Source organism: Marivita sp. S2033 (assembly GCF_046592965.1).
Classification (GTDB): domain Bacteria; phylum Pseudomonadota; class Alphaproteobacteria; order Rhodobacterales; family Rhodobacteraceae; genus Marivita.
Genome location: NZ_JBISBV010000011.1, coordinates 1 through 12,720, shown reverse-complemented (window position 1 = coordinate 12,720; position 12,720 = coordinate 1). Strand labels below are relative to the sequence as shown.

Below are 12,720 nucleotides of genomic sequence, written 5' to 3'. Positions count from 1 at the left end.
GATTTGAACGAAAAGCGGCGCCGCCCTGTCGGGACTGACCGTTCTCTCACGATCCGGAATTCAATCCGGGACCTGTACTCCGGGGATACCGAAGCCTGTTCAGACCGGTCTCTCATGGTCGGCCTTTCGGCGTGTGAGAGAAGTGTCAGTTCATCGTGTCGCAGACAGGGAGACCCCCCTGCCCGCTCGGTGCGCACCGTGGGGGAAGCATCGGCGTCGGGTGTTAAGGCTAGGGAAACAGGGCGGGCGTTGCGCGGGGAAGGCATTTCGAAATGCGCGTCACACTGCACGCAACGCCAGAACCGCGTTGAGCCCGCCAAAGGCAAAGGCGTTGGAAAGCGCTACCTTGACCTTGGCGTCGCGTGCCTCGTTCGGCACCACGTCGAGCGCGCATTCGGGGTCGGGTTCCTGGTAGCTGATCGTGGGGGCGATCACTCCGTCACGCACCGCCATGATGCAGGCCAGCAATTCGACCGCTCCGGTGCCACCGATGCAATGGCCGTGCATCGACTTGGTGGACGACATCATCAGCTTGTCGGCATGGGCGCCGAACACATCCGCCACGGCGGCGCATTCAGTCTTGTCATTTGCCGCGGTGCCGGTGCCGTGGGCGTTGATATAGCCCACGTCCTCGGGGTTGAGTCGCGCATCAGCCAGAGCGCCCGCCATTGCGCGCGCGGCGCCGTTCTTTGATGGGGTGACGATGTCAGAGGCATCGGAGGTCATCGCAAAGCCCACCACTTCGGCCAGAATTTCCGCGCCCCTTGCGCGTGCGTGCTCGTAATCCTCGAATACGAAGACGCCAGCCCCTTCGCCCTGAACCATGCCGTTGCGGTTGGCTGAAAACGGACGGCAGGCGTCCTTTGACATGACGCGCAAGCCTTCCCACGCCTTGACGCCACCAAAGCACAGCATGGATTCCGACCCGCCGGTGATCATCACCGGCGCCAGCCCGCCATGCACCATCTGGAACGCCTGGCTCATGGCGTGGTTGCTTGAGGCGCAGGCGGTGGAGACGGTAAAAGACGGCCCCTTGAGGTTGAACTCCATCGACACATGGGACGCGGCGGCGTTGTTCATCAGCTTGGGCACGACAAAGGGATGCACGCGGTTCTTGCCGTCTTCGTAAACCGCGCGGTAATTGTCGTCGAGCGTCGTCATGCCGCCACCCGAATTGCCCAGAATGACACCGGATCGCGCCGCGAGGTCGCCGGTAAACGCAAGTCCCGACTGCGCCAGTGCCTCGCGCGCGGCGATCAGGGTGAATTGGGTAAAGCGGTCATAGAGCGACAGTTGCTGACGGTTGAAATACGCCTCGCCCTGAAAATCATGCACCTGCGCGCCGATCTGGATCGACAGGCGCTCCACGTCGCGGAACGCCAGTTGACCGATGCCGCAACGCCCTTCGCGCATCGCCTCAAGCGTGTCTGGCACGTTCAACCCCAGCGCGTTGACCGTCCCTGCCCCGGTGATGACGACGCGCGGCATGTCAGATCATCCGTGCTGCTGGGCGATAAGACGTTCGACTCCCGCCACCACGGTTCTGACCGACGAAATGTCGAAATCGCTTTTGGCCGGCTCATTGGCGTTGAAGGGCACGTCGATGTCGAACTCTTCTTCAAGCGCGAAGATGCACTCGACCAGACCCATGCTGTCGACACCGAGATCGGACATGGTGTCGGTCAGGACGATATCGGATGGCGGGATCATCGCTTGATCCGCGATGATGCGAATGACCCGGTCTTCGACACTCATTTCCTTATCCTCGCCAGACGGTTTGCTCGTGTGGCGTGATCTAGTCTGTCGCATCTGTCTTTGAAACCGCTTTCTTAAGCATCGCCACGTCAGCCAACAGCCGCGGCAGTCGGCGCAACTGTTTGTAAAGCTCAAGCTGGCGGTCCATTTTCATCGCCGGATAGCCCAGCATCACGCGGCCCGACGGTACGTTCGACAGCACCTTGGTGGCGCCGCCGGTGATGACGTTGTTGCCGATGAACAGGTTGTCGCTGACACCGGTCTGGCCGCCCAGAACCACGTTGTTGCCGATGCGGGTCGATCCGGCGATGCCGACTTGCGCGCAGATCAGACAGTCGTTGCCGATGACGACGTTGTGGCCGACCTGCGCCAGATTGTCGAACTTGCAGCCATTGCCGATCCGCGTGTCGCGCACGGTGCCGCGGTCGATGCAGGAATTGGCACCAAGCTCCACATCGTCACCGATGACCACGCCGCCCAGCGAGTGGATGCGGGCATAGCTTTGGCCTTGTGCGTCCCGTTGATCGCCCAGCGTGTCGCGCACATTCTCAGCGGCCGAGGGTTCGGGCGTCACGAAAGAGAACCCGTCGGCCCCGACCGTTGCGCCGAAATGGGCGATGAAACGCGCGCCGATGCGGACGTTGTGGCCAATGCGGACGCCAGGGTGGATCAGGGCGTTCGGACCGATCGTCGATCCGTGGCCTATGAACACGTTTGCACCGATCATCGTGCCTGCACCCAGCGTCGCACCGGCGTTGACCACGGTGTAGGGTCCGATCGACACATCATCGTCAAGCCGCGCTTCGGGGTCGATCAGCGCGGTGGGGTGTACGCCCGGCCGGTAATGCGGGCCCGCGTCCAGTATCGCGGTCAGCCCGGCCATTGCGTACCGCGGACGCGGCGCCAGCAACGCTGCCTTCAAACCCAGACCCTGCCAATCCGCGCCATCCCAGAGCATGGCGGCCCGCGCCGCCCCCTGTGCCAGCTGTTCGGCAAATTCCGACTTCATCGCCAGCGCGAGATCATCCGCCGAAGCATCGGCGGGTTCCGCAACCGAAGTGACGATGACACCCGTATCACCCTCGGCGCGCACGCCCAGGGCTTGGGCAATCTCAGCGATGGTAAATGGCATTCGCACCTCCGGCCTGACTGGCAAGAGGTTTAGCTTTGAATTCCGCTGATCTCCACCCCTGCCGCGCTGAGCGCATTCCAGATCGCATCGTCGCGTCCGTAGATGTCGCGGCGGTACTGAACATCGCCTTTCGGCGACGTAAACGCCGTGCGGTAGATCAGGTGCACGGGGATGGGCGTTTCAAGGTTGACGCGGGTTTCACGCCCGGTGCGCAGATAGCGGTTGAACAGCCCTTCGGGATCGTCGGTCTGCAATGCCAGCAGCGCATGGGCGAAATCATGCGGATCGCTTAGCCGGACACAGCCGTGGCTGAAGGCCCGCACGCTTCGGTCGAACAGGCTTTTGGACGGCGTATCATGAAGATAGATGTTGTACTTGTTGGGAAACATGAACTTGACCGTGCCCAGCGCGTTTCGCGGTCCGGGCTGCTGGCGCATCGAGAACGGGAAGTTGCGGGCGGTGTAGCCGGCAAAGCTGCGGTTGCGGCTGACGACGCGGCCCCGGCTGTCGGTGATCTCCATATGGGACAGCGCGCCGGGATTGGCGCGCAGCTTGGGCAGGTATTCCCCGACCACGATGGACCGCGGCACATACCAGCTCGGGTTGATGACCATGTGGTCCATCTCGTCGGAAAATTCCGGCGTCTGGCGGTCGAAATCCTGATGGCCGACAACCGAGCGGGTCTCAAAGGTGAGCTTACCGTCATCAAAGATGCGGGCGGTGAAATCGGTGATGTTGACCAGGATGTGACGCTGCCCCAGCCCTTCGGGTTTGTTGATCCAGCGCTCGCGCTCCATCGCGACCATGACGGATTTCAGACGCTCTTGCGGCGTCACGTTGATCTCTTCGATGGTGGAACTGCCGGCAATGCCGTCGATCACCAGGCCGTGCCTGTCCTGAAACTGCTGCACGGCCTCGATGATCGGCGCGTCATAGCGGGCCGACACGGTGCGCTCCAGATAACCCATCGCGATCAGGCGGTTGCGCAAAGCAATTACGCCCGCTCCGGTCTGGCCGGGTTCAAGCTTTCCCATCGGCACCGGCGCGCCCCATCCGCCATGTGCGATACGGTGTTCAAGGCGCATCTTGGCCTTCATCAGCCGGGCGTATTCGTGCGATTTCGGCGCCAGTTGCGCGATGAAGGCGCCGGGTGACTCCGACATCAGGCCGGACAGATAGTATTGCGCATCGCGCCGTGGCACGTCGCGCACGATTGCGCGGCGCACGCTGCGCGGCTCGTCGATGATGCCGGTTTGCAGATCGCGCGCGAACCGCAGATAGAGTTCCGTCAGCGCCACTTCCATTTCACCCCGGTCATAGCCCGAACGCACCGACGCCATGCGCGACAGGAGCGTTTCCGGCTTGTACCTGTCGGCGGGCAATCCGTGATGGCGCGCGCTGCTCAGCGCTTCGAGCAAGGCGGTGCGCCGCTCCAGATCCTCCTGAGTGCCCCCGGTCCAGATCGGCGCGAAGCCGCGGTCGCGGTAAAAGGCAGCCACCTGGCTGTCGCGTGAGACATTTTCGGCGACCGCCTGCTGGAATGCAGTGACCTGTACCGCACCGGCCGCGGTGGGCGCGGTGTATCCGGCCGCGCAGATCGCGAGAATCGCTACGCTGCGCAGAAGCATCCGGTGGGTCATCAATCGCTCTCCTCAAGTCCGCGCTGCCTCACAACGAGGAGCGCCGTTTTTCCCATGGTTCGTGGTGCGGCTGCACACTGTCCATTCACAAAATGGTTTTTTACCAACTTTCCAGCATCTTGCGGTAATGATGCACCGCTGCCACAGGACCGAGGAACTTTACCACAGTTCGCGCGTTTAAGCAGTTTTTTGCCGAAAATGCTTGAGCAAAATTAAATTTGGGAACTTTAGGTTTTTTTGGGATTCGTGCTGTGTAATAGTCTGCAACATCACAAGGCATTCGGCAGAACCCGCGCAACGTCGTGGGTCACTCACCAGCAAAGTGAACACGGGACAGGCACTTCACAATGACGGAAATCGCATCTGGCGGCATGACGCGCCGTGGACTGCTTGGCGCATTTGCAGCCACAGCACTCGCAGCAACCCCCACCTATTCAAACGCAGCAGGGTTCCTGCGCGGCGGTGGGGATATCAGACGGATCAAGATGTATTCGGGGCGCACCGGCGAACGGATCGACATGATCTACTGGATCGAAGGCAACTATATCGAGGACGCGGTGCGCGAAGTGCACCATTTCATGCGCGACTGGCGCACCAATGACGTGAAGTACATCGACCTGCGCACCATCGACATCATGGCCGCCGCGCATAGTCTGATGGAATCGAACGAACCCTATATGCTGCTCAGCGGGTATCGCAGCCCCAAGACCAACAACATGCTGCGCAGCCGCGGCTCGGGCGTTGCCAAGAACTCGCTTCACCTCAAGGGCCAGGCCGCCGATCTGCGCATGAATGCGCGCTCGGTCAACCAGATGGCCCGTGCGGCCGCAGCCTGCAAGGCGGGGGGTGTCGGGCGCTACTCCAATTCCAACTTCGTACACATGGATTGCGGCCCGGTTCGCGCCTGGGGCCGGTAGGTTCAACTAGCAGACCAACGTGAAGAGGCCGCCTTCAGGGCGGCTTTTTCGCGTTTGGGGCCAGGACGCAGGGTGCGGATGGAAAACGCGACCGCGATCAAAATGATATTGAAAATCCTTCCGTGTCTGTAAACTCAGTTTCATGTCCTGGAACGTTCGTGAGTCCTGCAACACCCTGCTTGACCGGCTTGGTCGCGTCATGGCTGGCAAGTTGCATGCGCAAAACCCTAATTACAAACCACGCGCACATTGCGATTTTCACGACATATGCGCGACCCTGCAGCCATGCGATATTTTACTCGTCGAGGGAAACGAGCGCATCTCCGACGCGATCAAATACCTCACGCAATCCACCTGGTCGCACGCTGCATTCTTCGTCGGCGACGCCTTGCCCGAACCTCGGGACGGCTCCGAACGTCCGCGACTGATCGAGGTGAACATGCACGAAGGATGCGTGGCCTCTCCTCTGGGCAAATACGAGGGCTTCAATCTTCGCATCTGCCGCGCCAGCGCGATCAGCGACGCGGAAAAAGCGGCGTTGCTTGATTTCATGATCGGCAAGATCGGGGTGCAATACGATCTGCGCAATATCTTTGATTTGCTGCGTTATTTCTTTCCCACTCCACCACTGCCCGCGCGGTGGCGGCGCAGGATGCTGTCTGCGGGATCGGGAGATCCGACGCGGGCGATCTGTTCGTCGTTGATTGCGCAGGCGTTTCAGACGGTCAAATACCCGATCCTGCCGGATATCACTGTCATTGACGCAGCCGACACGGCCGCCCGCCGCGAGGTTTACCATATCCGTGACAAATCGCTTTTCGCGCCGCGAGATTTCGATCTTTCGCCCTATTTCGCGGTGATCAAACCGACGCTTGAAGAGGGGTTCAATTTTCATCAACTGGTCTGGGACAGGTGAACCCTGCCCAGGACCGAATTCAAAGCGATGCGGCCTAGAACGTCATCTTGTACGTCACCGCGCCGGTAAAGCCGCGTGATCCGTCAAGCCCGACAGAGCTTGCGCCGGTCAGGCTGAGAAACGCGCCCGAGCCGAAATCCTTGACGACGGAGCCAGAGACATAGCCCCATGTCTGATCCGGGCGCGGCGCTGACACGGTGCCAAGCACGTCTTCATTCGGGCCAAGCGAGACTTTCAGCGGGTCGTCGTTGAAGTCATGCTCCACCGATCCGCGCAGGTTGAAGGCCCAGCCATCCATGTTTTGCGGAGTGAAGATCGCCGACAGACCAGCCGTCAGGCGGCTTGATTCGTACTCGCTGTCGCCGAACGAGAGGCTTGCCGCGCCGTTCGACTCGGTGAAGCCGTCGATCGAGACCTTCTCCCAGGTGTAATGCGCAAACGGGTTGAGCCTGACCTCTGGATTGAGTGCGAACAATCCGCCGCCGCCGATGCGGGCAAAGCGGTAATCACCCTCGGTGTCGGCGGTGTAGCGTTCCCGCGCCGCGCCCAGGTCAAAGCTGCGGGTGATGTCATCGACATTGATCCGGCCGCCGCCGAACGCCGCGTTGAGGTAATAGTTTGGCGACAGCGCGACCTGCCCGAAGACAACACCGATCAGCAGGTCAGTGTCGAACCCGCCGGCATCGTTGTCGAAATCGACCTCGCCGTAATCAAGGCTGATGCCTGCGCCGATGGTGGCATTGGGGGCGACTGCGATGTCGGCTCCGGCCTTGAGCACGCGCGTGTTGCCTTCAAGCCCCGGTGTCACCTGTTGGGCATCCGCCTCGAACCTGCCGACATCGAGGCTGGCATAGACGTCGACCTCTCCGACGGTGCGCCTGCGCGCGGTTCCGTCTTCGTTGGTGGTGCGCAGGACGGTCGGGTTCATCCGGTTCTCGATAGACAGCCCGTGCTGGCGCAGCGCGGTCATGGCCGACACGGCAATGATGCCGGTCTGGGTCGCGGCCTGAAGCCCGGCGAAGGCCGCCTCGCCGAACAGCGCGTGTGCTGACGTTGTGGGATGGACGCCATCCGCAAAGATGCGGTCTTCGCTGTCAGCGCTGGCATTAATACCCTGAAGACAACCAAGCGCACTTTCGGGACAGGCCGGAACAGTGGCGGCGTTTGGCGCGGTAAAGCCGTATTTTACCGGATCGTCCTGCACCGTACTCAGCAGTTTGCCCGCATCGACAACAACCGCGCGGTCACCGATCTGCGACAGCAGCGTGGTGTTGAACGCATCCACCAGCGCCGTTTGCAGCCCTGCGCCTTGCGGGCCAAGGCTGAGGCCAAACGGCGTTGTGCCGATGTCGGGCACGGTGACCACGATCACCGATTCCGCCCCGGCGTTCTTGACGCGGTCCACCAGCCCGGTGATGTCTGTGGCGGCCTGCGCCATGTTCGCGGCGGCCTGCTGTGCAGAGATAGTGCCCGATCCAACCGCGTCGGCCTGGGCAAAGACGTCGTTCGCGCCGCCCCACAGGATCAGCAGATCGTTCTCGTCAAACTCCGGTCGGTCGGCCAACAGGCGATCGACCTGTTCGGTCAGGGAGCGCGTGGTCACGCCAAGTGACGGATCGAACGAGGTGCCGTTGGGGTCGCTCACCCGCGCTCCGCCCTCGGCGTAGATCGTGCCGCCGGGCGACTTTTCGGACACTCCGGCCACCGGCACGGCAGAATATGTGTTCGGGCCAAGCGAAAGCCCCAGTTCCCGGCCCAGCACCTCGCCATAGGTCAGCGATGATCCGTCAGGCGCGTTGGTCAGGAACTTGTAATCGATATCGGGCAAAGCCCCGAGGCCGGCCGCAAACACCGATTGCGAATAGGTGCCTGCGTCGCTCAGGGAATCGCCGATGATGTAGACGTCATCAAAGCGCAGCTCGTCCGCCTGACCCATCGCCGCCGCGCTTGTCAGGATTGTGCTCGCCCATGCGAGTGTCTTGAATGTCATTGATGGTCCTCCCCGGTGGCGGCGTGTGGCAGCCGTTGTGCTTGGATCACAGGAAAGAGAAGTGACGTTGGGGGAGTCAACGCAAATGTGTAGATCGCGCCGCAAAAATCCAAGGTGCGCCAGCGCGTTGCAATCACGCGCGCATATCATAGATTGATACCAGATTGCGGAGCCAGACATGACACAAGACCCCTATGCCGCCCTCGGCCTGACCAAAGACGCCACGGCGGATGAGATCAAGAAAGCCTATCGCAAGATCGCGCGCACCGATCATCCCGACCTCAACCCGGACGATCCGGGCGCCGAAGCGCGGTTCAAGGCGGCGGGACGGGCGCATGATTTGCTCAAGGATCCCGAACAGCGCCGCCGTTTTGACGCCGGAGAAATTGACGCGACGGGGGCCGAACAAGCGCCGCGCGGGTACTACCGCCAAGAGGCGCGGCGACCGGAAAACCCCTATACCCAGCGCGGCGCGCCGCCCGGCGGAAATCCGTTCGGAGACGGGTTCGATGCCGATGATTTCTTCGCCCAATTCGCCCGCGGACGCGGCGGTGGGGCCGGTGGCGGCTTCAGCGGTGCTGCGGGCGATTTTCCCGGCCATGACGTCCAGTACCGGCTTGCGGTGCCGTTTCTGGATGCCGCACGCGGCGCGAAGACCCGCATCACGCTGCCCGATGGCTCCGCGCTCGAGGTCACGATCCCCAAGGGCGCACGCGACGGTCAGACCTTGCGTCTGCGCGGCAAGGGGGAGCCGGGCTATGGCGCGGGTCCGGCTGGCGACGCCTACATCACGCTTGATGTGAGCCCGCACCCCGATTTCGAGCGGGACGGCAACGACATCCTGTCCACAGTTCCGATCTCGATCGACGAGGCCATCCTGGGCGGCAAGGTTCGGGTCGAGACCCTGAGCGGTGCCGTCAACATGAGTGTGCCTGCGGGCGCGAGTTCTGGTCAGATGCTGCGCCTGAAGGGGCGCGGTGTCGAAACCCGTTCGGGCAAGGGCGATCACCGCGTCACCCTGCGCATCGTGTCGCCGCCCCGGGTGGATGACGATCTGAAACGCTTCATGGAAAGCTGGCGCAAAGACCACGCCTATGACCCGCGCGGCGGAAAGGAGACAGCATGACCGACGTTTTTGCCCCCGAAGACCTGATCGAGCGCATCGCGCCTCTGACCCGCGAGCGTCTTCGTCATTTCGAACAGCTGCGCATCGTCACTCCGGTGACCACGCGCGACGGCCCCCGCTACCGCACGATCGACATGCGCCGCATCACCCTGCTGTGCGAATTGACCGACGATTTCGAGGTCAACGAGGATGCGCTCGTCATCATCATGTCGCTGCTCGACCAATTGCACGGCGCGCATGGACGGCTCGATCGCATCGTGCAGGCCATCGGCGCCGAACCTGCGGAGATCAAGTTGCGCCTGTCCCAGAGACTGCTCGACACCGGGCCGACCTGAACGGGAGGGCGGGTTTTCATCGAAAGTGGACATACAGGAGAGTGGCGCACCCGAGAGGATTCGAACCTCTGGCCTCTGCCTTCGGAGCTGGCCTAATGGCCTTTCCGAAATGTACGACAGAGCCCGCCAGAGCGCGATAACCATCCGAATTATATAGACATTCTGAAACGCCGCTCCGAAAGCTCTATCCGAAAATACGCCTTGTTTTCCGTCCGCGTGCTTGCGTGGTGCTTACTCGAAACCGGGCGCAGGCGAGGATCAGGAGCATGCCGAAGCTCACGAAACGATTTGTCGAAGCGGTCGAACCGGCGGCCAAAAGCCAAGCGATCTGGGATGACGAGCTGCCGGGCTTCGGGCTCCGCGTCTATCCCTCCGGCAAGCGCAGCTACATCGTCCAGTACCGCGCACGGGGTCGGTCCCGCCGCTACACGATCGGCCTTCACGGTGTCTGGACGCCCGAGACAGCACGACGTGAGGCGAAAGCTCTGCTAAGCCGCGTCGCCAGGGGCAACGATCCGGCCGAGGAACGCGACGAGGAGCGCAAGGCGCTGACGGTCAAGCAACTCTGCGAGCAGTATATCGAGGATATGGAGGCCGGCCTGATCATGGGCAAAGGCGGTCGCCCCAAAAAGGCCTCGACGATCGAGATTGATGTGGGCCGCATTCGCCGGCACATCATCCCCCTGCTCGGCACCCGACGGGTCCGCGACATCACCAAGCCAGACATGAACAACCTGATGAAGGATATTATCGCGGGCAAGACGCGCGTCGTGATGAAGACGGAGAAGCTGCGCGGCAAGGCCATCGTTCGCGGTGGTCGCGGCACGGCCATCCGCACCATGGGGCTGCTTGGCGGCATATTCTCCTACGCGGTCGAATCCGGTGTGATCGATCACAATCCGACCCATGGATTGCGCAAGCCGAAGTACCAGGTGCGCGACCGCCGGCTGAGCGAAGCGGAGTACCGGATCCTAGGCGGCATCTTGCGACAGGCGCAGACGAGCGACCACTATCGCCTGCACGCAGAGATCCTTTGGATCCTCGCCGTGACCGGCTGCCGACGCGGCGAGATCATCAATCTCAGATGGAGCGAGGTCGATATCGAAGGGAGTTGCCTGCGGCTGATCGACAGCAAGGAAGGCGCGTCGGTGCGTCCCATCGGGCTTCCCGTGATCGAGTACCTGGAAAGCAAGCGCTCAACGCGAACCGGCACCTATGTCTTTCCCGGCCAAGGCATCGACAACGCGGTGGGTAACTTTCCCCAAAGCTGGAAGAAACTCCTGACTGACACGCCGCTCTGGGATGTGACACCGCATGTCCTGCGGCACAGCTTCGCGAGCATCGCGAATGACCTCGGCTTCACCGAGATCACGATCGCTGCCCTGATCGGCCACGCGAAAGGCTCCGTCACGAGCCGGTACGTGCACACGCTCGACTCGACGCTGATCATGGCGGCCGACACGGTCGCCGGGTATCTGAAAGCCTTGCTGGAAGGCGTCGAATTCCGACGGAACACCTACACGCTTGACCGCGAGTCTCGACGGTCGGCGATCGAACACATGTTGATCGAGTCGCGGCCTGCGCCAAAGCCACGGCTGCTTGAATATCGTGAAGCGGGTCGTTGATTCTGCGCCGAGGGTTGCGAACACATCGCAGCCACCGTTAGTTGCGGGGGCTCGCAACTCACGATTTTCGCGGCTGGTCGAGAGGGTGGTCCCGCGGGTTGCGGCGTAGAATTGGCAGGCGCGGCGTGAAAAGGTGCGGGTTACGCGATTTTCGGCTTTGTCGCCTGCAGAGGAACCCGCCGACACGCCCTTTGCACATGATCCGCACACACAAACGGCCCAAACGTCTCTGACGCCTTCGGTTTCTGCCCGATCCTCCAAAATCGATGCAACTTAACATGGAGTGGGCCTTCTGATACTATGACATAGCAATCGGCTTAGGAAACTCTGATGCGCTGTTCCGTCCTGATACTTCTTCTTTTTGGACTCGCAGGTTGCTTTGGTCCTGTTGGTGGGACGATTCCAGTCGTTACAACTGACTTCCGTTACTCAAACGCCGGCGGTTTTGGCACTCAAAACGCGGGATTTCTTTCACCGGGGCAAATGTTTGTGTGGGACATTCAAAACAACGAACTCGAACCGGTTACAACGTTACAAATCCCGCTAACGTCAAAGAGCCCTGCAACTGTAGCAGGACGTCAGTCTTCAACAGGTGTCTCCGGTCTAAACATAACCGGGATTCCATCAGAATTATCTGGCCAAGAGGCGGTTATCGAAGCATCGATCGCAGCACAATCGACTTATTCCGTTGTCGGAGCCAGCCGTGAGAACTACTCAGAGACGCTAACCGCCGCAGCCGAATTCATTCGCACGATGGTAGCCGCAGGCGAAAATCCGGATCTTGTGTTCCACCCAAGAGACGACAATTATCGAATAGTAATAATAAATTCTGTGCTCCGCGCGCGAAATGTCAACTTGTCAGTAGGTGGAATTGACGCAACAGATTCGACGAGAATTGTGGAAATAAGTTTGAACTCACCAATTGGTGAAGTTGGGTCCCTCAAGATACGCTCGGGTGCGAACACGACCTGCGGAGCAGAGGAACAGTCTGACCAGTATCCAGCTTGTTTTTTCAGTGTATTGATTAGGGATCCACACTATGAGCCAGGGAATCCACTTCTTCAATTCCGTGTCAAGTATTCTCCAAAAGAGAGACTTCCCGAAGCATTCAGGCGCCTACGTTAATCGCAAATCGGAGTATTGAATTGTTGATCAGCAAGAGGATTAGGCTGCGTCATCTTGCTTTCACAGCATTGTTTTTGATTACCTGCCCTAAGGAATCGCAGGCACAGGTTTGGAAAGTTTGCATCGAGGAGGCACAATCTGAGGCGGCTATGAACGAAG

General features: G+C 60.9%; 11 protein-coding genes. 6 read left to right on the top strand and 5 right to left on the bottom strand.

The genetic code is table 11. The annotated features are described in order from the left end of the window. Window positions 1–279 precede the first annotated feature (279 nt). The 4 genes from ACGKZZ_RS14870 to ACGKZZ_RS14855 are packed head-to-tail and all read right to left on the bottom strand — an operon-like array spanning window position 280 to window position 4,527. Entirely contained in the window at window positions 280–1,488 is a 1,209-nt protein-coding gene (locus tag ACGKZZ_RS14870) for a beta-ketoacyl-[acyl-carrier-protein] synthase family protein (RefSeq protein WP_411224373.1), read from the bottom strand. 6 nt (window positions 1,489–1,494) lie between these two features. Beyond that, entirely contained in the window at window positions 1,495–1,755 is a 261-nt protein-coding gene (locus tag ACGKZZ_RS14865) for an acyl carrier protein (RefSeq protein ID WP_411224372.1), read from the bottom strand. Window positions 1,756–1,795: 40 nt separating this feature from the next. Beyond that, window positions 1,796–2,887, bottom strand: a complete 1,092-nt coding sequence (lpxD, locus tag ACGKZZ_RS14860; protein ID WP_411224371.1) for a UDP-3-O-(3-hydroxymyristoyl)glucosamine N-acyltransferase — start codon at window positions 2,885–2,887, stop codon at window positions 1,796–1,798. Window positions 2,888–2,916: 29 nt separating this feature from the next. After that, window positions 2,917–4,527 carry a L,D-transpeptidase family protein gene (locus tag ACGKZZ_RS14855; protein ID WP_411224370.1) on the bottom strand — a complete coding sequence of 537 codons (1,611 nt, stop codon included), beginning with the start codon at window positions 4,525–4,527 and terminating at the stop codon, window positions 2,917–2,919. Window positions 4,528–4,874: 347 nt separating this feature from the next. Between ACGKZZ_RS14855 and ACGKZZ_RS14850 the strand changes: the two genes are divergently transcribed. Then, window positions 4,875–5,444: a YcbK family protein gene (locus tag ACGKZZ_RS14850; protein ID WP_411224369.1), complete on the top strand. Its 570-nt coding sequence runs from the start codon at window positions 4,875–4,877 to the stop codon at window positions 5,442–5,444. 142 nt (window positions 5,445–5,586) lie between these two features. Further along, window positions 5,587–6,360 carry a lipo-like protein gene (locus ACGKZZ_RS14845; protein ID WP_411224368.1) on the top strand — a complete coding sequence of 258 codons (774 nt, stop codon included), beginning with the start codon at window positions 5,587–5,589 and terminating at the stop codon, window positions 6,358–6,360. A 34-nt stretch (window positions 6,361–6,394) separates the two neighbouring features. Here the strand turns inward: ACGKZZ_RS14845 and ACGKZZ_RS14840 are convergent, their stop codons facing one another. After that, window positions 6,395–8,350, bottom strand: coding sequence for an autotransporter domain-containing protein (locus tag ACGKZZ_RS14840; protein WP_411224367.1), 1,956 nt, complete (start codon window positions 8,348–8,350; stop codon window positions 6,395–6,397). A 178-nt stretch (window positions 8,351–8,528) separates the two neighbouring features. On the opposite strand from ACGKZZ_RS14840, the gene ACGKZZ_RS14835 reads away from it, so the two are divergent. From ACGKZZ_RS14835 to ACGKZZ_RS14820, 4 genes are all read left to right on the top strand, one after another. Further along, window positions 8,529–9,476: a DnaJ C-terminal domain-containing protein gene (locus ACGKZZ_RS14835; RefSeq protein ID WP_411224366.1), complete on the top strand. Its 948-nt coding sequence runs from the start codon at window positions 8,529–8,531 to the stop codon at window positions 9,474–9,476. Then, on the top strand, window positions 9,473–9,811 hold the full coding sequence (locus ACGKZZ_RS14830; RefSeq protein WP_411224365.1) for a hypothetical protein: 339 nt from the start codon (window positions 9,473–9,475) through the stop codon (window positions 9,809–9,811). The genes ACGKZZ_RS14835 and ACGKZZ_RS14830 overlap by 4 nt, the downstream gene beginning before the upstream one ends. A 266-nt stretch (window positions 9,812–10,077) precedes the next feature. After that, window positions 10,078–11,436, top strand: coding sequence for a tyrosine-type recombinase/integrase (locus tag ACGKZZ_RS14825; protein ID WP_411224364.1), 1,359 nt, complete (start codon window positions 10,078–10,080; stop codon window positions 11,434–11,436). A 330-nt stretch (window positions 11,437–11,766) separates the two neighbouring features. Further along, a complete protein-coding gene (locus ACGKZZ_RS14820; RefSeq protein WP_411224363.1) occupies window positions 11,767–12,561 on the top strand; it encodes a hypothetical protein in 795 nt (264 codons plus the stop codon). Window positions 12,562–12,720 lie beyond the last annotated feature (159 nt).

Excerpts from the sequence above, each read along its gene's own strand:
- ACGKZZ_RS14865 (WP_411224372.1), bottom strand. The coding sequence starts at position 1,755 with ATGAGTGTCGAAGACCGGGTCATTCGCATCATCGCGGATCAAGCGATG.
- ACGKZZ_RS14835 (WP_411224366.1), top strand. The coding sequence starts at position 8,529 with ATGACACAAGACCCCTATGCCGCCCTCGGCCTGACCAAAGACGCCACG.
- ACGKZZ_RS14830 (WP_411224365.1), top strand. The coding sequence starts at position 9,473 with ATGACCGACGTTTTTGCCCCCGAAGACCTGATCGAGCGCATCGCGCCT.
- ACGKZZ_RS14825 (WP_411224364.1), top strand. The coding sequence starts at position 10,078 with ATGCCGAAGCTCACGAAACGATTTGTCGAAGCGGTCGAACCGGCGGCC.
- ACGKZZ_RS14820 (WP_411224363.1), top strand. The coding sequence starts at position 11,767 with ATGCGCTGTTCCGTCCTGATACTTCTTCTTTTTGGACTCGCAGGTTGC.
- ACGKZZ_RS14850 (WP_411224369.1), top strand. The coding sequence starts at position 4,875 with ATGACGGAAATCGCATCTGGCGGCATGACGCGCCGTGGACTGCTTGGC.
- ACGKZZ_RS14855 (WP_411224370.1), bottom strand. The coding sequence starts at position 4,527 with ATGACCCACCGGATGCTTCTGCGCAGCGTAGCGATTCTCGCGATCTGC.
- ACGKZZ_RS14870 (WP_411224373.1), bottom strand. The coding sequence starts at position 1,488 with ATGCCGCGCGTCGTCATCACCGGGGCAGGGACGGTCAACGCGCTGGGG.
- ACGKZZ_RS14845 (WP_411224368.1), top strand. The coding sequence starts at position 5,587 with ATGTCCTGGAACGTTCGTGAGTCCTGCAACACCCTGCTTGACCGGCTT.
- lpxD (WP_411224371.1), bottom strand. The coding sequence starts at position 2,887 with ATGCCATTTACCATCGCTGAGATTGCCCAAGCCCTGGGCGTGCGCGCC.
- ACGKZZ_RS14840 (WP_411224367.1), bottom strand. The coding sequence starts at position 8,350 with ATGACATTCAAGACACTCGCATGGGCGAGCACAATCCTGACAAGCGCG.